The following is a 21,567-nucleotide window of genomic DNA, read 5'->3' on the forward strand; positions in this document are numbered from 1 at the left end:
TTCAGTGACCCATTCCCAGTCCGCCGTCTACGGGGATGACGGCTCCAGTGATGTACGAGGCGTCGTCCGAGGCGAGGAACCGCACCGTCGCGGCGATCTCCTCCGGCTGCGCGTACCGGCCGAGCGGCACCTGCGACACGATGCCCGCCCGCTGCTCGTCGGTGAGCACCTTGGTCATGTCGGTGTCGACGAAGCCGGGAGCGACGACGTTGAAGGTGATGTTGCGCGAGCCCAGCTCACGGGCGAGGGAGCGCGCGAAGCCGACCAGGGCGGCCTTGGAGGCGGCGTAGTTGGCCTGACCTGGCGAGCCGTACAGCCCGACGACCGAGGAGATCAGCACGACGCGGCCCTTCTTGGCGCGCAGCATGCCGCGGTTGGCACGCTTGACGACCCGGAAGGTGCCGGTGAGGTTGGTGTCGATGACCGAGGTGAAGTCCTCCTCGGACATGCGCATCAGGAGCTGGTCCTTGGTGACGCCGGCGTTGGCGATCAGCACCTCGACCGGGCCGTGCTCGGCCTCGATCTCCTTGTAGGCCTGCTCCACCTGCTCGGGGTCGGTGATGTCGCACTTGACGGCGAGGAAGCCGGCCGGCGGCTCGCCCGAGCGGTACGTGATCGCGACCTTGTCGCCGGCGTCGGCGAAAGCGCGGGCGATGGCGAGGCCGATGCCCCGGTTGCCTCCGGTGACGAGAACCGAGCGGCTCAACGGATCACCCTTTCGATAGCGGTCTGGCACACCCGCCCAACACCTGGATGACAGGCGGCTTCCTCGAAAACCTATCGGGCCGGGGCCGCGCGCGGACAATCGGGCACCCACAGTGGCTTACGGCACTCACTGTCGGATCCCTACAGAAAGATGCGGACTCCGGACGCAAACGTGTGGTCCGCGGACCCGCCCGCGCGACATGATCGGGGCAACGACAGGTCATGACAACAGGGAGAGACCGCGGTGCCTCATACCATCGACGACGCCTTTACGGCACTTCCCCTACGCGCCTTGGCGGACGCCGCGCTCGCACGCGCGCGTGCGCTGGGTGCCGAGCACGCGGACTTCCGGTTCGAGCGGGTGCGCAGCGCCTCCTGGAGCCTCAGGGATGCCAAGCCCTCCGGTTCGTCGGACACCACCGACCTCGGATACGCGGTGCGGGTCGTGCACGGCGGGACGTGGGGATTCGCGTCCGGGGTGGACCTCACCCTCGACGCCGCCGCCAAGGTCGCCTCGCAGGCCGTCCAGATGGCCAAGCTGTCCGCTCAGGTGATCAAGGCGGCCGGGTCCGAGGAACGTGTGGAGCTCGCCGACGAGCCCGTGCACGCCGAGAAGACGTGGATCTCGTCGTACGAGATCGATCCGTTCACCGTCCCCGACGAGGAGAAGTCGGGGCTGCTGACGGAGTGGAGCGAACGGCTGCTGGCGGCCGACGGCGTCAACCACGTCGACGCCTCGCTGCTCACCGTCCACGAGAACAAGTTCTATGCCGACACCGCCGGGACCGTGACCACGCAGCAGCGGGTGCGGCTGCATCCGTCGCTGACGGCCGTGTCGGTCGACGAGTCGAGCGGTGAGTTCGATTCCATGCGGACCATCGCGCCGCCCGTCGGGCGCGGCTGGGAGTACCTGACCGGCACCGGCTGGGACTGGGACGCCGAACTCGAACGGATGCCGGAGCTGCTCGCCGAGAAGATGCGGGCGCCGAGCGTCGAGCCGGGCCTGTACGACCTCGTCGTCGACCCGTCCAATCTGTGGCTGACCATCCACGAGTCCATCGGCCACGCCACCGAGCTGGACCGGGCGCTCGGCTACGAGGCCGCCTACGCCGGCACCTCCTTCGCCACCTTCGACCAGCTCGGCAGGTTGAGGTACGGCTCCGAGCTGATGAACGTCACCGGCGACCGCACCGCCGAGCACGGCCTGGCGACCATCGGGTACGACGACGAGGGCGTCGCGGGCCAGTCCTGGGACCTGGTGAAGAACGGCACGCTCGTCGGCTACCAGCTGGACCGGCGGATCGCGAGACTGACCGGGTTCGAGCGGTCCAACGGGTGCGCGTTCGCCGACTCCCCCGGCCATGTGCCAGTGCAGCGCATGGCCAACGTGTCGCTGCGGCCGGATCCGGCGGGGATGTCGACCGAGGACCTGATCGGGGGCGTGGAGCGCGGGATCTACGTCGTCGGCGACCGGTCCTGGTCGATCGACATGCAGCGCTACAACTTCCAGTTCACCGGGCAGCGGTTCTTCAAGATCGAGAACGGGCGCATCGCCGGGCAGCTGCGGGACGTGGCCTACCAGGCGACGACCACCGACTTCTGGGGGTCCATGGCGGCCGTCGGCGGTCCGCAGACCTATGTCCTGGGCGGCGCCTTCAACTGCGGCAAGGCCCAGCCCGGCCAGGTCGCCGCGGTCTCGCACGGCTGCCCGTCCGCCCTCTTCAAGGGCGTCAATATCCTCAACACGACCCAGGAGGCCGGTCGATGAACGTCAAGTCCGAGATCGGCTGGGGGTCCGGGGGTTATCCCCCGGGAAAGCACAGTCTCAACACGACCCAGGAGGCCGGTCGATGAGTCCTCGTACGAACAAGCCGCACGAGATCGTCGAGCGTGCCCTCGAACTGTCCCGGGCCGACGGCTGCGTGGTCATCGCCGACGAGCAGTCGACCGCGAACCTGCGCTGGGCGGGCAACGCGCTCACCACTAACGGCGTCACTCGCGGCCGTACGCTCACCGTGATCGCGACCGTCGACGGCAAGGAGGGCACGGCCTCCGGTGTCGTCACGCGCTCGGCCGTGACCGCCGACGAGCTGGAGCCCCTGGTGCGGGCCGCGGAGGCCGCCGCGCGCAGTGCCGGTCCCGCCGAGGACGCGCGGCCGCTGGTCACAGGCGTGCCGGCGGCGCCCGACTTCACGGACGCGCCGGCCGAGACGTCGTCCGCCGTGTTCGCGGACTTCGCGCCCGCGCTCGGTGAGGCGTTCGCACGCGCGCGTGCGGGCGGTCGCGAGCTGTACGGCTTCGCCAACCACGAGGTCGTCTCCAGCTACCTCGGTACGTCGACGGGGCTGCGCCTGCGGCACGACCAGCCCAACGGGACGCTGGAGCTGAACGCCAAGTCGCCGGACCGCACGCGGTCGGCGTGGGCGGGCCGGTCCACCCGGGACTTCAAGGACGTCGATCCGGCGGCGCTGGACGCGGAGCTCGCCGTACGCCTCGGCTGGGCCGAGCGGCGGATCGCGCTGCCCGCCGGGCGGTACGAGACGCTGCTGCCGCCGAGCGCGGTCGCGGACCTGCTGATCTACCAGATGTGGTCGGCGTCGGGCCGGGACGCGGCCGAGGGCCGCACGGTGTTCTCCAAGCCGGGCGGCGGCACCCGCGTGGGCGACAAGCTCACGGACCTGCCGCTGACCCTGCGCAGCGACCCGAACGAGCCCGGCCTGGAGTCCGTGCCCTTCGTGCTCGTGCACTCCTCCGGCGGCGACCAGTCGGTGTTCGACAACGGGCTGCCGCTGACGGCCACCGAGTGGATGCGCGAGGGTGAGCTGCGCCATCTGCTGACCAGCCGGCACAGCGCGGACCTGACCGGGCTGCCGGTGGCGCCGGGGATCGACAACCTGATCCTGGACGGCGGCGAGGACCGCTCCCTGGAGGAGATGGTCGCGAGCACCGAGCGGGGGCTGCTGCTGACCTGCCTGTGGTACATCCGCGAGGTCGACCCGGCGACGCTGCTGCTGACGGGTCTGACCCGGGACGGCGTCTATCTCGTGGAGAACGGCGAGGTGACCGGGGAGGTCACCAACTTCCGGTTCAACGAGTCGCCGGTCGACCTGCTGGGCCGGGCGACGGAGGCCGGGCGCACGGAAAAGACACTGCCCAGGGAGTGGAGCGACTGGTTCACCAGGGCTGCGATGCCGGCCCTGAGGGTGCCGGACTTCAATATGAGCTCTGTCAGCCAGGGCGTATAACCTCGTACCTGATTACGAGACCCACTCAAGGAGATACGAGAACCGTGACGGACATCGTCGACGAGCTGAAGTGGCGGGGGCTGTTCGCCCTGTCCACTGACGAGGACGCATTGCGCAAGGCGCTCGCGGACGGTCCCGTCACGTTCTATTGCGGATTCGACCCTACGGCGGCCAGTCTGCACGTCGGCCACCTGGTGCAGGTCCTCACCATGCGCCGGCTCCAGCAGGCGGGCCTGCGTCCGCTGGCCCTGGTGGGCGGGGCGACCGGCCAGATCGGCGACCCGCGCCCCACGGCGGAGCGCACGCTGAACGACCCGGAGACGGTCGCGAACTGGGTGACCCGGCTGCGCGCGCAGATCGAGCCGTTCCTGTCCTTCGAGGGCGAGAACGCCGCGGTGATGGTGAACAACCTGGACTGGACGGCCGGACTGTCGGCCATCGAGTTCCTGCGGGACATCGGCAAGCACTTCCGCGTCAACAAGATGCTGACGAAGGACTCGGTCGCCCGGCGCCTGGAGTCCGAAGAGGGCATCAGCTACACGGAGTTCAGCTACCAGCTGCTCCAGGGCATGGACTTCCTGGAGCTGTACCGCCGGTACGGCTGCACGCTCCAGCAGGGCGGCAGCGACCAGTGGGGCAACCTCACGGCCGGCCTGGACCTCATCCACAAGCTGGAGCCGCACGCCAACGTCCACGCGCTCGCCACCCCGCTGATGACCAAGGCGGACGGCACCAAGTTCGGCAAGACCGAGGGCGGGGCCGTCTGGCTCGACCCGGAGATGACGACGCCGTACGCGTTCTACCAGTTCTGGCTGAACGTGGATGACCGGGACATCGCGACGTACATGCGGATCCTGTCCTTCAGGTCCCGCGAGGAGCTGGAGGAGCTGGAGCGGCAGACCGAGGAGCGCCCCCAGGCCCGTGCCGCGCAGCGCGCGCTGGCGGAGGAACTGACGACGCTGGTCCACGGCGCCGAGCAGACCGCCGCCGTGATCGCCGCGTCCAAGGCCCTCTTCGGGCAGGGCGAGCTGGTCGACCTGGACGAGAAGACGCTGGCCGCGGCCCTGTCCGAGGTGCCGCACATCCAGGTCGCCGAGCTCGGTCCGGTGGTCGACCTGTTCGCCGAGGTCGGCCTGGTGGCCAGCAAGTCGGCCGCGCGCCGCACGGTCAAGGAGGGCGGTGCCTACGTGAACAACGTCAAGGTCGCCGCCGAGGACGCCGTCCCCGCCAAGGAGGATCTGCTGCACGGGCGCTGGCTGGTGCTGCGCCGGGGCAAGAAGAACCTGGCGGCGGTCGAGGTCGCATCGGCCTAGTCACAACATCAGGGGGCGGCTCTCGGCGGAGGGCCGCCCCCTTACGTCTGCGCGTTGTCAGGTCCGCTGTTTTCTCCTGCCCAGCGTCGCCATGTAGGCCATGTCCCCGACGGCCACGATGATGATCGCGGCGACGAGCTGGAAGGCGTGCCGGCTCCAGTCGATGCCGGAGGTCTCGTCGACGCCCGCCGCACGCGCGACCGCGTTGCCGGCGATGGCGCCGAGCAAGCCGAAAATGGTGGTCAGCCAGAGCGGGCTGTGCTGCTTGCCCGGGATGATCGCCTTCGCGATCAGACCCAGCACGAATCCCACGATGATCGCCCACAACCAGCCCATGGCTGCCTCCTCGTACGGCTCGTCCCGTTTCTCGTCCCGGCTCGTCCCGGACCGCCGAGCCTTACACCCAGTGTCGGCCCGGTCGTGGTACGGCGCATGCCGGGCAGGGCCGTACGCGCAACGGCCGAGGCTGTTCGTCCAGGCCGGGGGCGCCCCGGTCTCGTGGACGGGTGAGGCGCGGCGTAACGTGGGAGCTGTCCGGGTCCCGTTCCCCGACCGGGGGCGGACGCGGTACGGGGCGGGGAGAGTCCGATGCGGGCGGATGGTGGAATGTGATGCGGAAGCAGCATGGCGGCGGCAGCGCCCAGGTGTTCCGGATCACCGGGGCTCGGGCGGGCCTCCAGGAGGACGTACGCGGGCGGCAGCGCCGGTACGTCATATCGATGACGATCCGTACGCTGTCGGTGATCCTCGCGGCCACCCTGTGGAACGTCGAACGGCACGTCGCGATCGTCGCGTTGGTGCTCGGCGCGGTCCTCCCCTACATCGCCGTGGTCGTCGCCAACGCGGGGCGGGAGAACGCGCCATCGCTGCCGTCGACGTTCGTGACGGTGCCGACGCCGCCGATGATCGAGCCGCCGCGCGCGGAGGACGCTTTCGCAAAAGAGGACGGTTTCACGCAAGAGGAGCGGGTCGCGGAACCCGTCCCGGAGGACGTCGTCGCCGATCCCGCGCCGGGCGCCGCGAGCGAGCCGCGCGACCGGGCGTGATCATGGCGCATCCTTCGCGGATGCGTCCCGACCCGGGTCAGGCCTGCATCAAGCTCAAGAAAAGCTCAGATCAATCATGTTGTTCCGGTGCCGGGCGACGGGTTACCCGTGACATACTTCGTAGGCGCTCCGCATCCCCCGTCGGAGCGACGGACCGACGCCGGGCAGCTCCCCCCGTGGCTGCTCGGCGTCGCCTTGTTTGCGGACCTGTGAGACGAACCTGTGAGTGACGAGACCCCGATCTGCTCCGCGAAGGGTTGCCGTGCCGACGCCCTGTGGGTGCTGGCGTGGAACAACCCGAAGATCCATACGCCGGAACGGCGCAAGACGTGGCTGGCGTGTGAGGAGCACCGGGAGCATCTGTCCCAGTTCCTCGGGGTGCGGGGGTTCCTGAAAGACGTCGTGAAGTTCGAGGACTGGGAAACGCCCGAGAGCTCCTAGCCGCCGATGGCGGACATCGGCCGGTCCGGCTGGACGAACGACGGGTCGTCCAGCCCCGCGCCCGCCTTCTTGCCCCACATCGCCAGGCGCCAGATGCGGGCGATCTCCTCGTCGGGGGCGTCGGAGCGCAGCGCGGCGCGCAGGTCCGTCTCCTCCGTCGCGAACAGGCACGTGCGTACCTGCCCGTCGGCCGTCAGGCGGGTGCGGTCGCAGGCCGCGCAGAACGGGCGGGTGACGGAGGCGATGACGCCGACGCGGTGCGGGCCGCCGTCGACGATCCAGCGCTCGGCGGGGGCCGAGCCGCGCTCGTCGGAGCCCTCGGGGGTGAGCTCGAAGCGGGTGCGCAGGGAGGCGAGGATGTCGCCGGCGGTGATCATGCCCTCGCGCTTCCAGCCGTGCTGGGCGTCCAGGGGCATCTGCTCGATGAAGCGCAGTTCGTAGTCGTGCTCCACCGCCCAGGCCAGCAGGTCCGGGGCCTCGTCCTCGTTCAGCCCGGGCATCAGGACGGAGTTGACCTTGACCGGGGTCAGGCCCGCGTCCCGGGCGGCGTGCAGGCCCTCTATGACGTCCTTGTGGCGGTCCCGGCGGGTGAGGGTCTTGAAGACGTCCGGGCGGAGGGTGTCCAGGGAGACGTTGACCCGGTCCAGCCCGGCCTCCTTCAGGGCCGTCGCCGTACGCCTGAGGCCGATGCCGTTGGTGGTGAGGGACATCTGGGGGCGCGGCTCCAGGGCGGCGACCCGCTCGACGATGCCGACCAGGCCGGGGCGCAGCAGCGGCTCGCCGCCGGTGAAGCGGACCTCCTCGATACCCAGGGAGGTGACGGCGATGTCGATGAGGCGCACGATCTCGTCGTCCGTGAGCAGGTCGGGCTTGGCCAGCCACTGCAGGCCCTCCTCGGGCATGCAGTAGCTGCACCGCAGGTTGCACCGGTCGGTCAGCGAGACCCTCAGGTCGGTGGCCACCCGGCCGTAGGTGTCGATGAGCACGTGGCCCCCCTGCCTCGTCACTGAACAAATATCTACCGTCAACTGCGAGCCTACGTGACGCCACTGACATCACCAGGGCCCGATCCCACCGGACACCACCGGACAGGACGCGGCCGCGTCGTAGAGACCTACGACGCGGCCGCTCAGGGGGCGTACTCGGTGCGCGCTCAGTGCGCGCTCAGTGCGCGCCGGTGCCGGTCAGGGACCGGACCTCCAGCTCCGCGTACTTGTCGGTGTTCGGCTCCTCCTTGGACAGGATGGTGCCGAGCCAGCCCATCAGGAAGCCGAACGGGATGGAGATGATGCCCGGGTTCTTCAGCGGGAACCAGGCGAAGTCGACGTCGGGGAACATCGCCTTGGGGTCGCCGGAGACGACGGGCGAGAACAGCACCAGGCCGACGGCGACGATGAGGCCGCCGTAGATCGACCACAGGGCGCCCTGGGTGGTGAACCGCTTCCAGAACAGGCTGTAGAGGATCGTCGGCAGGTTGGCGGAGGCGGCGACCGCGAAGGCCAGGGCGACGAGGCCTGCCACGTTCAGGTCGCGGGCGAGGGCGCCCAGGAGGATGGAGACGGCACCGATGCCGATGGTCGCCAGACGGGCCGCCCTGACCTCTTCCTTCTCGGTGGCCTTCCCCTTGCGGATGACGTTGGCGTAGATGTCGTGCGCGAAGGAGGACGACGAGGCGAGGGTGAGGCCGGCGACCACGGCGAGGATCGTCGCGAAGGCCACCGCCGAGATCGTGGCGAGCAGGATGGCGCCCCAGGCCGAGTCGACGCCGCCCAGGTGCAGGGCGAGCAGGGGCGCCGCCGTGTTGCCGGACGGGTTGGACGCGATGATCTCTTCCTGCGAGATCAGCGCCGCGGCGCCGAAGCCGAGCGCGATGGTCATCAGGTAGAAGCCGCCGATGATGCCGATCGCCCAGTTCACGGACTTCCGGGCGGCCTTGGCGTTGGGCACCGTGTAGAAGCGGATCAGGATGTGCGGCAGGCCGGCGGTGCCGAGCACCAGGGCGATGCCGAGGGAGATGAAGTCCAGCTTGGTGGTGCCGGTCGCGCCGTACTGGAGGCCGGGCTCCAGGAAGGCGGCGCCCTTGCCGCTGTTCTCGGCGGCCGTACCCAGCAGGTCGGAGATGTTGAAGTTGAACTTCAGCAGCACCAGGAAGGTGATCAGGATGGTGCCGCCGATGAGCAGCACGGCCTTGACCATCTGGACCCAGGTGGTGCCCTTCATGCCGCCGATGGAGACGTACACGATCATCAGGACGCCGACGAGGGCGACGATGAGGATCTTGCCGGCGTCGGAGGTGATGCCGAGCAGCAGCGAGACGAGGACGCCCGCGCCCGCCATCTGGGCCAGCAGGTAGAAGATCGAGACGACGATCGTGGAGGTGCCGGCGGCCGTTCGGACCGGGCGCTGGCGCATGCGGTACGCCAGCACGTCACCCATGGTGTAGCGGCCGGAGTTCCGCAGCGGCTCGGCCACCAGGAGCAGGGCCACCAGCCAGGCGACCAGGAAGCCGATGGAGTACAGGAAGCCGTCGTATCCGAAGAGGGCGATGGCGCCCGCGATGCCGAGGAACGACGCGGCCGACATGTAGTCGCCGGAGACCGCGAGGCCGTTCTGGAAGGCGCTGAACGACCGGCCGCCCGCGTAGAAGTCGGCGGCGTCCTTGGTCTGGCGGCCCGCCCAGACGGTGATGACCAGCGTCGCCACGACGAACAGCCCGAACAGGGTGATGATCAGCGGCCGGTGCTGGCTGGCCTCGTTCGCGGCAAGGATCGTCTGCTGTGCGGGGCTCATGCGCCGCCCTCCATTCGGGACTTGATGGCCTCGGCCTTGGGGTCGAGCTGCGCGGCGGCGTGCCGCGAGTACCACCAGGCGATGAGGAACGTGGTGACGAACTGGGCGATACCGAGAACAAAGGCGACATTGATGTTGCCGAAGAGCTTGGTGCCCATGAAGTCGCCCGCGTAGTTCGACAGCAGGACGTACAGCAGGTACCAGGCGACGAAGCCGATGGTCAGCGGGAAGGCGAAGGAGCGGAAGGAGCGGCGCAGTTCACCGAACTCCGCGCTCTGCTGCACCTCGTTGAACTCCTCGGGGGACGGGAGTCGGTGTTGCTCTTTCGAGGGGGGCGGTGCGTCGGTAGCCACGGAGTCTCCTCCTGATTGCGGATGCGGTTGTTACGGGGATAGGGGGCGAGTGTCCTCGCGTTCCCTGCCCAAGGTCACGGCGGCGCGCGAGGACTGGTTCAACACCCCGGGCTTCTTTCCCAACTCACTTCATGTAAGTCATTGCTGGCCAGCGACTTCGAGAGATAGTTTCGGGCCTGCACCAAATCGTCATGTACCTGCCCGAGCACCACCTGTGTCTCGGGCAGGTCTCGTTTTTCGGATGATGTGGAGACCCCATGGCTCATCTGCGTTCCAGACGCCGCCTCGCCCTCGCCGTACCGGTCGCGCTGTCGCTGACCGCCTCGCTCGGCTTCCTGCCCGCGGCGGCGTCGGCCGCTCCACGCGCGGAGAGTGCCGCGCAGGCGGTGGACGCGCCCGCCCTGTCGTACGTCGTGAACACCAAGCTGGACCGCCGCACGATCGAGTCGGTGAAGAAGGCGGTCCCGGCGGCGGGCGGCACGGTCGTGGTCACGTACGAGAAGATCGGCGTGATCGTCGTCCACTCGTCGAACCCTGACTTCGCCAAGGAGATGCGCGAGATACGCGGGGTGCAGTCGGCGGGTGCCACGCGCACCGCGCCGCTGACGGCCGCGGGGACCACGGAGGAGGGCGCGGCGCAGTTCCTGTCCAAGGAACAGGCCGCCAAGGTCGCGAGCGCATCGGCCGCCACGCCCGACAGCGAGCCCCTGGAAGCCGACCAGTGGGACCTCCGGGCGATCGGCGCCGACAAGGCCGCGAAAATCAACCCGGGCAGCAGCAAGGTGACCGTCGCCGTGATCGACACCGGCGTCGACGACACCCACCCGGACATCGCACCGAACTTCTCCGCGTCCCAGTCGGCCAACTGCGACGGCGGTGTCGCGGACACCAGCGAGGGCGCCTGGCGGCCGTACACCGCGGACGACTACCACGGCACCCATGTGGCCGGTGAGATCGCCGCGGCCCGCAACGGCATCGGCGTGGCCGGTGTCGCACCCGGGGTGAAGGTCTCGAGCATCAACGTGACCGACCCGAGCAACGGCCTCTTCTACCCGGAGAGCGTCGTGTGCGCCTTCGTGTTCGCCGCCGACCACGGCGTCGAGATCACGAACAACAGCTACTACGTCGACCCGTGGCTGTACAACTGCATGGACGACCCGCACCAGCGGGCCATCGTCGATGCCGTCAACAGGGCCCAGCTGTACGCGCAGAAGAAGGGCACGCTCAACGTGGCGGCGGCGGGCAACTCCAACCACGACCTGGACTCGGACGCGATCGTCGACGACAGCAGCCCCGACGACTCCACGCCGGTCGAGCGGACCATCGACCCGCACGAGTGCTTCGACGTGCCGACGCAGCTGCCGGGTGTGGTCACGGTCAGCTCGACGGGGGTGCAGAACGTCAAGTCGTACTACTCGACGTACGGCAAGGGCGTCGTCGACGTCGCCGCGCCGGGCGGCGACCGGCTCTACCAGATCCCGGACACGCCGTCGAAGAACGGCCGCATCCTGTCCACCATGCCGAACGGCGGGTACGGCTTCCTGCAGGGCACGTCGATGGCCTCGCCGCACGCCGCGGGCGTCGCCGCGCTGCTGAAGTCGAAATACCCGAAGGCGTCTCCGGCCCAACTGCAGGCGCTGCTCAAGGCGCAGGCGGACAACACCGCCTGCCCGGCGTCGTACGACCAGGACGGCGACGGCACGCAGGACGCGGTGTGCGAGGGCGGCAAGTATGTCAACGGCTTCTACGGGTACGGCATCGTCAACGCGCTCCGCGCGGTGAAGTGACGCGTACCCCACGGCACTTCGGCCCCCAGGGGCCTACCGACCTCCCGCACGGTCAGCTCGCCCCACGAACGAACTGGAGACACTGACATATGACAGCGCCTCACCCGCGCTTCCGCCGCGCGATCGCCGTCCCGCTCGGAATGACCATGGCGACAGCCCTGGCATTCCTGCCCAACACCACGGCGACCGCTGCCGACGTGCCCGGCACCGTGAACGGTGTCACCGGAGCCGTGAACGACGTCCTCGCCTCCGCCACGAAGGCGGACGCGACCGCGCTCAGCTACGTCGTCAACGTCCGCCCCGGGCACGGGCCTTCGGGGCAGGTGAAGAAGGCCATCGCCGACGCCGGCGGCACGATCGTGACGTCGTACGACCAGATAGGCGTGATCGTCGTCCACTCGTCGAACCCGGACTTCGCCAAGACCATCCGCAAGGTCCGTGGCGTCGAGTCGGCCGGCAACACCCGCAACGCGCCGCTGCCCGCGCAGTCGACGACCGACATGGGGACGCCGAAGGCGCTCACCGCCGCAGAGGTGGCGAGTGCGAAGGCGAAGGCCGCTGACGGCGAGGACCCGTTGGAGCCGATGCAGTGGGACCTGCCCGCGATCAAGGCGGACAAGGCGCACGAGAAGTCGCTCGGCAGCAGCAAGGTCACCGTCGCCGTGATCGACACCGGCGTCGACGACACCCACCCCGACATAGCGCCGAACTTCGACCGTGCCGCGTCCGTCAACTGTGTGACGGGCAAGCCGGACTCGACCGACGGGGCATGGCGGCCGAGCGCGTCGGAGAGCCCGCACGGCACGCACGTGGCCGGTGAGATCGCGGCCGCCAAGAACGGCGTCGGCATGACGGGCGTCGCACCCGGTGTGAAGGTCTCCGGCATCAAGGTGTCAACCACCGCGGGCTACTTCTACACCGAGGCCGTGGTCTGCGGCTTCATGTGGGCGGCCACGCACGGCGTCGACGTCACCAACAACAGCTATTACACCGACCCCTGGTACTTCAACTGCAAGAACGACCCGGACCAGAAGGCGCTCGTGGACGCCGTCACCCGGGCCTCGCGGTACGCGGAGAAGAAGGGCGCGGTCAACGTCGCGGCGGCCGGCAACGAGAACTACGACTTCGCGGCCGACGAGATCACCGACCCGGTCTCGCCGAACGACGCCACGCCCGTGGAGCGGACCGTCGACCCGTCCGAGTGCCTCGACATACCGACCCAGCTGCCCGGTGTCGTGACGGTCGCGGCGACGGGCGCCAAGGGCATCAAGTCGTCGTTCTCCAACTACGGCCTCGGGATCGTGGACATCGCCGCGCCCGGCGGCGACTCGACGTCGTACCAGAAGCCGGAGCCGCCGGCGACCAGCGGCCTGATCCTGGGCACGCTGCCGGGCGGCAAGTGGGGTTACATGGCCGGCACGTCGATGGCGAGCCCGCATGTCGCGGCCGTCGCCGCCCTGATCAAGTCGACGCACCCGTACGCCTCGCCGGCCGTGGTGAAGGCCCTGTTGTACGCCGAGGCCGACGCCACGTCGTGCACGGACCCGTACGACATCAACAGCGACGGCAAGATCGACGCGGTCTGCGAGGGGTCGAAGAACCGCAACGGGTTCTACGGCTGGGGCATGGCGGACGCGCTGGACGCGGTGACCAAGTAGATCGGTCTGCACCGGTCGACACCGGTCGACAGCTTGATGCGGTCAATGCTGCATAGTGCAGTCGTGACTGACATCGAGTTCGCCTGGTCGGCGGTGGGCGGCGATCCCGCCCTTCTCCCCCGGGTGTCGACCGTGGTGCGGGAGGGCGCTCTTCAGGGGCGCCTTCCCGTACGGGAGTTGGCGCGGGCCTGTGTCGGCGCCTGTGCGCTGGCCGCAGCCGAGCTGGGCGCGCGGCGGGCCGGGCTCGCCGAGGTGCCCGGGGTACGGGTGGACGACGGGGCCGTCGCGACGGCGTTCGTCAGTGAGCGGCATCTGCTCGTCGACGGGCGGGCGCCGGTCAACTTCACGCCGCTGTCCCGGTTCTGGCGGACGGCGGACGGCTGGCTGCGCACGCACGCGAACTATCCGCACCACCGGGCGCGGCTGCTGGGCGCGTTGGGGGTGCCGGAGGGCACGGCGGCCGTGGCGGCCGTCGAATCCGCGCTCGCCGAGCGGTCCGCCCTGGAGATCGAGGAGGCCGTGTACGCGGCCGGAGGCCTCGCCGTCGCCCTGCGTACGCCCGAGGAGTGGGCCGCGCAGGAGCAGGCGGCCGCAGTGGCCGGTCGGCCGCTGGTGGAGCGCGGCCCGCTGGACTCCGCACGCGCGCGCGTGCTCGCGCCGATCGACGGTGACGGCGCTCCCCTGCTGCCCGCCGCCGGACTGCGCGTCCTGGACCTGACCCGGGTCATCGCGGGCCCGGTCGCCACCCGCACGCTCGCCCTGCTGGGCGCGGACGTGCTGCGCGTGGACTCCCCTCGGTTGCCCGAACTCCCCGACCAGCACGCCGACACGGGCTTCGGAAAGCGGTCGACGACGCTCGACCTCGTGACCGACCGGCGTGTCTTCGAGGAGCTGCTCGCGGCGGCGGACGTGGTCGTCACCGGATACCGGCCGGGCGCGCTGGACCGGTTCGGGCTGTCGGCGGAAGCGCTGGCCGAGCGGCGGCCGGGGGTGGTCGTGGCGCAGTTGTCGGCCTGGGGTGCGTACGGGCCGTGGGGTGAACGGCGGGGATTCGACAGCCTGGTGCAGGTGGCCACGGGGATCGCCGCGGTCGAGGGGTCGCCGGAGCGGCCCGGCGCACTGCCCGCGCAGGCCCTGGACCACGGGACGGGATATCTGCTGGCGGCGGCGGTACTGCGGGCCCTGACCGAGCAGTCGTACGAGGGCGGGAGCCGGTTCGTCCGGCTGGCGCTGACGCGGACGGCTCAGTGGCTGATGAACGGGGTCGGGCCGAGCGACGCCGGGGAGGTCTCCCACGGCGGGCCCGGCGCCCGGCCGACGGAGAAGGCGCCCCCGTACGACATACCCGACCCCTGGCTCTCGGAGACGGACAGCGCGCTCGGGCGGCTGCGCTACGCCCGGTCGCCGGTCGCCTTCGAGGGCGGCCCGGTGGACTGGGCGCGGCCGCCGGGGCCCTGTGGGGCGGACGCGCCGGGCTGGATCTGAGTCACCGTCGGGCCGGAAACGTATCTATGGGCGGAATGCCGTACCGCCAAGTGTTTTCCTGGACTTGCCCGGTTCTGTGAAGGCTGGTGAAGATCTTGAGGTGAGCTTGATAAGACCCACGACCGGGGCGTCCGACGCGAGCGGGCCGGCGCGACGCCCCGGGGCCGGCCGGGCCGTCACCGTCCTCGTCCTGGTGGCGCTGGCCGCGCTGATACCGCTGCTCGGCCCGTCCGCCGCGCTGCACGACACGGGCGAGGCCGCCGCGCCCGGTGCCGGTGGTGTCGCGCTGCTGCGAACGGTGCTGATCGCGGCGCTGTGTGTGCCGTTGGGGGAGCTGTTCGTGCGCCGGCTGTCCCGTTCCGTACCCGGCGCTCCCTCGGCCGCGCCCCGCAGCTGGGCGCCGTATGCGGCCGCCGCCGGTTTCGTCGCCGCCCTGGGACTCGCGTCGGTCGTGGCCACGGGCAATCTGGTGCCGCGCAGCGCCGCCGAGATCGATGTCGGCGGGCTGTACGAGTCCCGCGACGGCAAGCTGGCGCTCCTGGAGGTCAACGCCTTCCTCGCGGCCGGCCTGTGCGCCCTCTCGCGCCGGCCGGCGACGCAGGTGTGGCCCCTGGCCGCGGTGGTCGTGGCGGAGGCCCTGCGCGCGCATCCCACGACCGAGCACGACCCGCTGGTCGGGTCCGGGCTGACGCTGGTGCACCTGACGTGCGCGGCGCTGTGGACGGGCGGCCTGCTGTACGCGCTGCGGACGCTGCGGCACTGGGGTGCCCCGGAGGCGGGCACGGCCCTGTTGGGGCTCTACGCGCGCGTGGCGGCCGTTCTGCTCGCGGCCATCACGGCGACCGGGGTGTGGAGTTCGCTGCGCCGCATGCCCTCGGGCACGATCCTGGAGCAGCTGACGACGACCGCGTACGGGCGCACCCTGCTCGCCAAGGTGCTCCTGGTGGCCGCCGTCGCGGTACTCGCCCTGTGGGCGCGGATCCGGCTCGCCCGGGCGGCCGACCCGCTGACCGCCTGCTCCCCCGCGCGGGCCGAGGTCGTCGCTCTGGGGGTGGTGGTCGCGGTGTCGGGGCTGCTGACGGCGTTGCCGGTGCCGATCCGGTGGTGAACGTCGGTTGACGACCCGGCATGCGAACAGGCGTACGCCGCAGGGCGTCTGACAGACGGGGGCGGGACGGGACTGTCAGTCGTGGCCCGTATCCTCAGGGACCATGCTCGATGACCGCGCGAGGGCAGCGTCCTTCCCCACAGCATGGCCGGCCGCGTATCCGAAGGGATACGCGGTCGTTGACGTGGAGACCACCGGCCTGGCCCGGGACGACCGGATAATCTCCGCGGCCGTCTACCGCCTGGACGCGCGCGGCGAGGTCGAGGACCACTGGTACACGCTGGTCAACCCGGAGCGGGACCCGGGCCCGGTGTGGATCCACGGTCTGACGAGCGAGGTGCTTCAGGGCGCGCCCCTCTTCCACGACATCGCCGAGGAGTTCTCGGCCCGCCTCGACGGCCGGGTGCTCGTCGCGCACAACGCGGTCTTCGACTGGCAGATGATCGCCCGGGAGTACGCGCGCGCGGAGCGCGAGGCGCCGGTGCGGCAGCGGCTGTGCACCATCGCGCTGTCCAAGGAGTTGGGCCTGCCGCTGCCCAACCACAAACTTCAGACGCTGGCCGCGCACTTCGGCGTCGTCCAGCGGCGGGCGCATCATGCCCTCGACGACGCGCGCGTCCTTGCGGAGGCGTTCCGGCCGAGCCTGCGCGCGGCGGCCGCGGACGGCGTACGGCTGCCGCTGCACGAGTGCCGGCCGCTGACCGAGTGGACGGACCGGCCCACGCCCCGGATCGGGCAGCAGGCGGGCTACGGCGGCTATCGCCAGAGCAGTTGGCGCCCCGCCCGCAAGCGGCCCGCGTGCCCGTATCCCAACCCGGGCCGCTACGAAGAGGGCAAACGACTCAAACAGGGCATGCGGGTCGCGTTCTCCGGAGACACGTCCATCGAGCGCGAGCTGCTGGAGGACCGCGCGGTCGAGGCCGGTCTGCATGTGGCGACCAGCCTGTCCCGGCTGACCAGCCTGCTCGTCACGAACGACCCGGACTCGACCACGTCGAAGGCCGTCAAGGCCCGGCAGTACGGGACGCCGGTCGTGGACGAGGCAGCGTTCGGGCAACTCCTCCAGGACGTGGAGCCGGGATCGGAGCGGTGACCGTACGGACGGGTGATTGGCGGGCGACTCGCCCGCCGCCCCCTCGCCCGCGCCGGACCGACGGCTCACCCTGTGGCGCATGGCGACATGTGAAGTTTGCGGCAATCACTACGGAATGACCTTCGAGGTGCACGCACAGGGCGCGGTCCACGTCTTCGACTGCTTCTCCTGCGCGATCCACCGCATGGCACCCATCTGCGAGCACTGCCGTGTGCAGATCATCGGCCAGGGCGTCGAGGTCGAGGGCCACTGGTACTGCGGCGCCCACTGCGCCAGGGCGGAAGGGAAGGTGGGGATCATCGACAAGGTCTAGATGTATTGACCAGCACCCCCCTGAATGCGCCCCACGACCGAGTTGTACGGTCGTGGGGTGTACCGCTTCCTGTTGTCCCGGCAGTGGGTGATCCTCACGCTGGTCGCCCTCCTTCTCATCCCCACGATGATCAGGCTGGGCATCTGGCAGATGCATCGCTACGAGATGCGCACCGCACGGAACCAGCTGGTCGCCGACGCGCTGTCCGCCAAACCGGTACCGGTGGAGCAGATGACCTCCCCCGGTCATACCGTCACCAATGACGAGCGGTACCGGAGGGTGACGGCCAAGGGTCACTTCGACACCGACGACGAGGTCGTCGTCCGGCGGCGCACCAACTCCGACGACGAGGTCGGCTACCACGTCCTGACCCCGTTCGTCCTGACGGACGGCAAGGTGGTGCTCGTCAACCGGGGCTGGATCCCCGCGGACGGCCCGAGCCAGACCGCGTTCCCCAAGGTCCCCGCACCGCCCCGCGGCCAGATCACCGTCACCGGCCGGCTGATGCCCGACGAGACGACCGCGGCGAGCGGCATCAAGAACCTCAAGGGACTGCCGGAGCGGCAGGTCATGCTGATCAACAGCGAGCAGGAGGCGCGGCGCCTGGACGCCCAGGTGCTCGGCGGCTACCTCGCGCAGACGGCGCCCGAACCGAAGGGCGACACCCCCGAGCTGGTCGGCCGGCCCGGCGACGAGGACGCCGCGCTGAACTACGCGTACGCCATCCAGTGGTGGCTGTTCGCCGCCGGCGTCCCGATCGGCTGGCTGGTCCTGGTCCGGCGGGAGGCCCGCGACCGCAGGGCGGCGGCCGCCGAGAAGGAGACGCCTCAGACGCAGCCGGCCACGGTCTGACACCTCGCGTCACCCGCCCGGCCCCGCCCCGGATTGCCACCCACGGGGTCCGGGAACCCGCACTGCGTGCACCCCCGTATCGAGGACTACGCACTCATCGGCGACGAACAGACAGCGGCGCTGGTCGGCCGGGACGGCTCCGTCGACTGGCTGTGTCTGCCCCGCTTCGACTCGGCGGCCTGCTTCGCCAAGCTGCTCGGCGACCAGGAGAACGGCCACTGGCGGATCGCCCCACGCCGACCGTGCCGTGCGCACGCTGGAGAGGAACCCGAAACTGCGCGGGGACCTGGACGGCTGGCGGGCGATGCGTGACGAGGTGCACCGGGAGGTGTGCGAGAAGGGCTACGACCCCGAGCGGAACACCTTCACTCAGTACTACGGCTCGCGCGAGCTCGACGCCTCGGTGCTGCTCATCCCGCGCGTCGGCTTCCTGCCGCCGGACGACCCGCGCGTGCTCGGCACCATCGACGCGGTCCGCGACGCGCTGGGCCACGGCGGCTTACTGCGCCGCTACAGCGCCGCGGAAACCCCCGTGGACGGCCTGCCGGGTGGCGAGGGCACCTTCCTGGCGTGCTCGTTCTGGCTCGCGGACGCCCTGCACATGACGGGCCGTACGAAGGAGGCGCGGGAGCTGTTCGAACGACTGGTCGGCCTCGCCAACGACGTGGGGCTGCTGTCCGAGGAGTACGACCCCGTGGCCGGCGTCCAGCTGGGCAACGTCCCGCAGGCGTTCAGCCACATCGGCCTGGTGAACACCGCCCTCGCCCTGTTCGGGGGCGAAGGGGCAGGATAGGGGCCATGGATCTTGGGCTGAAGGACAGGGTGTACGTCGTCACCGGGGCCACGCGCGGCCTCGGCAACGCCGCCGCGCGCGAGCTGGTCGCCGACGGCGCGAAGGTGGTCATCACCGGGCGGGAGGAGAAGAGCGTCGCCGAGGCGGCCGCCGCTCTGGGGGCGAACGCGGTGGGGGTGGTCGCGGACAACGCCGACCCTTCGGCGCCCGCGCGGCTGATCGCCGCCGCGCGTGAGCACTTCGGGGGCTTCGACGGCATCCTCGTCAGCGTCGGGGGGCCTGCGCCGGGGTTCGTCGCCGACAACACGGACGAGCAGTGGCAGGCGGCGTTCGAGTCGGTGTTCCTGGGGGCGGTTCGGCTCGCGCGGGCGTCGGCGGCTGAGCTGGAGGCCGGGGGTGTGGTCGGGTTCGTGTTGTCCGGGTCGGTGCATGAGCCGATTCCGGGGTTGACGATCTCGAATGGGCTGCGGCCGGGGTTGGCCGGGTTCGCGAAGTCGCTGGCGGATGAGTTGGGGCCGCGGGGGATTCGAGTCGTGGGGCTGCTGCCTGCGCGTATCGACACGGATCGGGTGCGGGAGTTGGATGGGATGTCCGCCGATCCGGAGGCTGCTCGGGCTGCGAATGAGGCGCGGATTCCGTTGCGGCGGTATGGGCTGCCTGAGGAATTCGGGCGGACGGCTGCGTTTTTGCTGTCGCCGGCGGCCTCTTATTTGACGGGGGTCATGTTGCCGGTTGACGGGGGGATGCGGCACGGGTTCTGAGGTTTCTCAGCTGACCCTTTCCGCACGGTGCTTCACCGCGTTCAGTCTGACCTCGGCCGGGAGTGTCTCGAGGCCCGCCGAATCGCGAGCGTGCGCCAGTGCCCCCGTCTCGAGGCCCTGCAGCGCCGTCCCTGGGTCCGCATGCGGTTCCAGTCGGAGCCGTACACGCGTCTCGGGGGCGCTCGGGCGGCCCGTGAGCAGGACCTGGGCGTGGGAGACGCCGTCCAAGGCGGCCGCCTGTCCCGCCAGTACGTCCTCCAGCGCCCGGCCCCTCAGCAGCGCGCCCTCGCCGTCGCCGGTGTCGACCAGTACCTCGGTGAGCCGGTGGCGGCGCAGGACCGCCGTGAGCCACCACAGGGCGAGCAGGAGGAGGACGGCGAGCACGGCGAGCACGGTCGGCCACCACCAGGCGTCGTCCCGCCAGCGGGTCCGCTCGGAGTGGGTCAGCAGCACGTCGTGCGAGCCTTGGTGGATCCACCAGGAGGGTGCCGGGGCGCCCAGTCCCACCGCGAGCACGGAGCCGCCGAGGGCGACCAGCACGAGGCCGACGACGGCGAGCAGCACCCGGTTGACGGTCCTGAGCACCGTACTCACCCCTTCCGTCCGGGTCGTGCCACGTGCACCGACAGCGCGGGCTGCCGGGCCAGCCCCAGCCCCCTGACCGCTTCGGTGAGCGCGGCGTTCAAGTCGGCGCGTACGTCGTCCAGTTCGCGGAAGTGGGAGACCGCGCGGACGCCGGCGCGGGCGCGGCGCACGCGTACCCGTACCGACTGCACTCCGGCGACCTCCATGGCCCGGTCGCGCAGCACCATGGCGGCCGCCTCCCGGTGCAGTCCGGCGCGTACGTCGGCGTGGGTGCGCCGCATCGGCAGTACGGCCCGCAGGCCGGGCGTCACGGCCAGCACGATCAGCCACAGGCCGAGGGCGGCGGCGACGCCCGCGCCGACGAGCACCCAGATGTCGTCCAAGGGCCGCTCGGCGAGCTGCCGGGCGAGGCCGCGGCGCCAGGGCAGGGCGTCCCGGTCGGCGCGCACGGCGGCGATGTCGTACAGGAAGGCGCCCGCGACGGCCAGGAGCAGCAGCGCCACGAGGCCGGCGGGGACGCGGCGCGCCGACCAGAAGCGGCCGCCGGCCTTCCCGTCCTGGCTGTCCGGCACAGGTGGAGCCTCGTACTCCCCGCCTGTGTCGGCCGCCTTCTCGATGACCGGCAGTCGCTGTGTGGTGCCCTCGGAGCCCTGGGACTCGCTCATCGCGTCCTCCCCTGTGCCGCGCCGTGCGCCGGTGCCAGGTGCAGTCGCTCCACCTGGACGGTAACCTCCGGCACCTCCATGCCCACCAACGCGCCTACCCGCTCCACGACATGACGACGCACCTCACGGCATCGGGCGCCGATGTCGCAGGGGTAGGCGAGTTCGAGGTGCACGCGGATGCGGGCGGTTTCGTGGTGGACGGCGACGTTGGCGTGCGGGGGCGCGGCGTCCTCGGGCAATTGGCCGAGTGCCTCGCGGGCCGCCTGCGACGCGATCTTCGCGACGACCCGGTCGGCGATCCGCGTGGCGCCGCGCTCGCCCGGCGGGACGACGGCCACGGGTCTGCGCAGTCCGTCGGCCGCGCTGCTCACGGGCGTCACCGCCGCCGGTCGCGCCGGTCGTCACGGGTACGGAAGAAGTCGCCGAGCTCCCAGTCCCCCTCCAGGAACCGGCCGACGACGAACCCGACGGCGCCCAGGGCGGCGACCAGCAGGAAGGCGCCGAACCCGCCGAAGTACCCGGCGAAGCCCAGCGCCATGCCGGCGATCATGCCGACCACGGCCATGCTCATGGT

Annotated in this window: 23 protein-coding genes and 1 pseudogene; 15 read left to right on the forward strand and 9 right to left on the reverse strand. The window is 70.7% G+C overall.

The genetic code is table 11. The features are described from left to right. Position 1: 1 nt before the first annotated feature. Positions 2–706, reverse strand: a complete 705-nt coding sequence (gene fabG / locus CLM62_RS31835; RefSeq protein WP_095753356.1) for a 3-oxoacyl-[acyl-carrier-protein] reductase — start codon at positions 704–706, stop codon at positions 2–4. Between the two features lie 243 nt (positions 707–949). Between fabG and CLM62_RS31840 the strand changes: the two genes are divergently transcribed. The 3 genes from CLM62_RS31840 to tyrS all read left to right on the forward strand — a co-directional run bounded on the left by CLM62_RS31840 (position 950) and on the right by tyrS (position 5,263). Further along, positions 950–2,473, forward strand: a complete 1,524-nt coding sequence (locus CLM62_RS31840) for a TldD/PmbA family protein (protein ID WP_095753357.1) — start codon at positions 950–952, stop codon at positions 2,471–2,473. 82 nt (positions 2,474–2,555) lie between these two features. Further along, positions 2,556–3,950 carry a metallopeptidase TldD-related protein gene (locus CLM62_RS31845; protein ID WP_095753358.1) on the forward strand — a complete coding sequence of 465 codons (1,395 nt, stop codon included), beginning with the start codon at positions 2,556–2,558 and terminating at the stop codon, positions 3,948–3,950. 44 nt (positions 3,951–3,994) lie between these two features. Beyond that, positions 3,995–5,263, forward strand: coding sequence for a tyrosine--tRNA ligase (gene tyrS / locus CLM62_RS31850; protein ID WP_095753359.1), 1,269 nt, complete (start codon positions 3,995–3,997; stop codon positions 5,261–5,263). 57 nt (positions 5,264–5,320) lie between these two features. On the opposite strand, the gene CLM62_RS31855 is transcribed toward tyrS, so the two are convergent. Continuing rightward, the gene (locus CLM62_RS31855; protein ID WP_095753360.1) at positions 5,321–5,599 is read right to left on the reverse strand and encodes a GlsB/YeaQ/YmgE family stress response membrane protein; all 279 of its coding nucleotides are present in this window, start codon (positions 5,597–5,599) and stop codon (positions 5,321–5,323) included. Positions 5,600–5,874: 275 nt separating this feature from the next. On the opposite strand from CLM62_RS31855, the gene CLM62_RS31860 reads away from it, so the two are divergent. Beyond that, complete coding sequence (locus CLM62_RS31860; RefSeq protein ID WP_179382305.1) at positions 5,875–6,309, forward strand: DUF3099 domain-containing protein; 435 nt, start codon at positions 5,875–5,877, stop codon at positions 6,307–6,309. A 222-nt stretch (positions 6,310–6,531) separates the two neighbouring features. Beyond that, positions 6,532–6,750, forward strand: coding sequence for a hypothetical protein (locus CLM62_RS31865; RefSeq protein WP_095753361.1), 219 nt, complete (start codon positions 6,532–6,534; stop codon positions 6,748–6,750). Here the strand turns inward: CLM62_RS31865 and moaA are convergent. From moaA to CLM62_RS31880, 3 genes are all read right to left on the reverse strand, one after another. Further along, positions 6,747–7,736 carry a GTP 3',8-cyclase MoaA gene (gene moaA / locus CLM62_RS31870; protein ID WP_218835642.1) on the reverse strand — a complete coding sequence of 330 codons (990 nt, stop codon included), beginning with the start codon at positions 7,734–7,736 and terminating at the stop codon, positions 6,747–6,749. The two genes, CLM62_RS31865 and moaA, sit on opposite strands and share 4 nt — an antisense overlap. A 178-nt stretch (positions 7,737–7,914) precedes the next feature. Further along, positions 7,915–9,540 (reverse strand): cation acetate symporter, encoded by a 1,626-nt coding sequence (locus CLM62_RS31875; RefSeq protein ID WP_095753363.1) that lies wholly within the window; start codon positions 9,538–9,540, stop codon positions 7,915–7,917. Further along, positions 9,537–9,893 carry a DUF485 domain-containing protein gene (locus tag CLM62_RS31880; RefSeq protein ID WP_095753364.1) on the reverse strand — a complete coding sequence of 119 codons (357 nt, stop codon included), beginning with the start codon at positions 9,891–9,893 and terminating at the stop codon, positions 9,537–9,539. The genes CLM62_RS31875 and CLM62_RS31880 overlap by 4 nt, the downstream gene beginning before the upstream one ends. Positions 9,894–10,150: 257 nt before the next feature. Between CLM62_RS31880 and CLM62_RS31885 the strand changes: the two genes are divergently transcribed. The 10 genes and pseudogenes from CLM62_RS31885 (at position 10,151) to CLM62_RS31925 (ending at position 19,743) form a co-directional block, all read left to right on the forward strand. Beyond that, a complete protein-coding gene (locus CLM62_RS31885) occupies positions 10,151–11,680 on the forward strand; it encodes a S8 family serine peptidase (protein WP_095753365.1) in 1,530 nt (509 codons plus the stop codon). An 89-nt stretch (positions 11,681–11,769) separates the two neighbouring features. Beyond that, positions 11,770–13,338: a S8 family serine peptidase gene (locus tag CLM62_RS31890; protein WP_179382306.1), complete on the forward strand. Its 1,569-nt coding sequence runs from the start codon at positions 11,770–11,772 to the stop codon at positions 13,336–13,338. 45 nt (positions 13,339–13,383) lie between these two features. Next, entirely contained in the window at positions 13,384–14,823 is a 1,440-nt protein-coding gene (locus CLM62_RS31895) for a CoA transferase (RefSeq protein ID WP_095753366.1), read from the forward strand. Between the two features lie 100 nt (positions 14,824–14,923). Then, positions 14,924–15,931: a CopD family protein gene (locus CLM62_RS31900; RefSeq protein ID WP_095753367.1), complete on the forward strand. Its 1,008-nt coding sequence runs from the start codon at positions 14,924–14,926 to the stop codon at positions 15,929–15,931. 103 nt (positions 15,932–16,034) lie between these two features. Next, positions 16,035–17,024 carry a DEDDh family exonuclease gene (locus tag CLM62_RS31905; protein ID WP_095753368.1) on the forward strand — a complete coding sequence of 330 codons (990 nt, stop codon included), beginning with the start codon at positions 16,035–16,037 and terminating at the stop codon, positions 17,022–17,024. Positions 17,025–17,103: 79 nt separating this feature from the next. After that, positions 17,104–17,337 carry a hypothetical protein gene (locus CLM62_RS31910; RefSeq protein WP_095753382.1) on the forward strand — a complete coding sequence of 78 codons (234 nt, stop codon included), beginning with the start codon at positions 17,104–17,106 and terminating at the stop codon, positions 17,335–17,337. A 57-nt stretch (positions 17,338–17,394) separates the two neighbouring features. Next, positions 17,395–18,189 carry an SURF1 family protein gene (locus tag CLM62_RS31915; protein ID WP_095753369.1) on the forward strand — a complete coding sequence of 265 codons (795 nt, stop codon included), beginning with the start codon at positions 17,395–17,397 and terminating at the stop codon, positions 18,187–18,189. A gap of 66 nt (positions 18,190–18,255) precedes the next feature. Then, positions 18,256–18,501 (forward strand): trehalase-like domain-containing protein, encoded by a 246-nt coding sequence (locus CLM62_RS49510; protein WP_143659186.1) that lies wholly within the window; start codon positions 18,256–18,258, stop codon positions 18,499–18,501. Continuing rightward, a pseudogene (locus CLM62_RS31920) lies at positions 18,425–18,982 on the forward strand (glycoside hydrolase family 15 protein); the annotation flags it as partial. The gene CLM62_RS49510 and the pseudogene CLM62_RS31920, both read left to right, overlap by 77 nt. Before the next feature lie 5 nt (positions 18,983–18,987). Beyond that, positions 18,988–19,743 (forward strand): SDR family oxidoreductase, encoded by a 756-nt coding sequence (locus CLM62_RS31925; protein ID WP_095753370.1) that lies wholly within the window; start codon positions 18,988–18,990, stop codon positions 19,741–19,743. 6 nt (positions 19,744–19,749) lie between these two features. Here CLM62_RS31925 and amaP read toward each other — a convergent pair whose 3' ends face one another. The 4 genes from amaP to CLM62_RS31945 are packed head-to-tail and all read right to left on the reverse strand — an operon-like array spanning position 19,750 to position 21,564. Further along, positions 19,750–20,337, reverse strand: a complete 588-nt coding sequence (gene amaP, locus CLM62_RS31930) for an alkaline shock response membrane anchor protein AmaP (RefSeq protein WP_095753371.1) — start codon at positions 20,335–20,337, stop codon at positions 19,750–19,752. Next, positions 20,334–20,993, reverse strand: coding sequence for a DUF6286 domain-containing protein (locus CLM62_RS31935; RefSeq protein ID WP_095753372.1), 660 nt, complete (start codon positions 20,991–20,993; stop codon positions 20,334–20,336). The genes amaP and CLM62_RS31935 overlap by 4 nt, the downstream gene beginning before the upstream one ends. Further along, positions 20,990–21,373 (reverse strand): Asp23/Gls24 family envelope stress response protein, encoded by a 384-nt coding sequence (locus tag CLM62_RS31940; RefSeq protein WP_095753373.1) that lies wholly within the window; start codon positions 21,371–21,373, stop codon positions 20,990–20,992. Before CLM62_RS31940 ends, CLM62_RS31935 begins: the two co-directional genes overlap by 4 nt. After that, positions 21,370–21,564 carry a hypothetical protein gene (locus tag CLM62_RS31945; protein ID WP_095753374.1) on the reverse strand — a complete coding sequence of 65 codons (195 nt, stop codon included), beginning with the start codon at positions 21,562–21,564 and terminating at the stop codon, positions 21,370–21,372. The genes CLM62_RS31940 and CLM62_RS31945 overlap by 4 nt, the downstream gene beginning before the upstream one ends. Positions 21,565–21,567: the final 3 nt, after the last annotated feature.

It is taken from the genome of Streptomyces sp. SA15, from assembly GCF_002291145.1.
Taxonomy (GTDB): domain Bacteria; phylum Actinomycetota; class Actinomycetes; order Streptomycetales; family Streptomycetaceae; genus Streptomyces.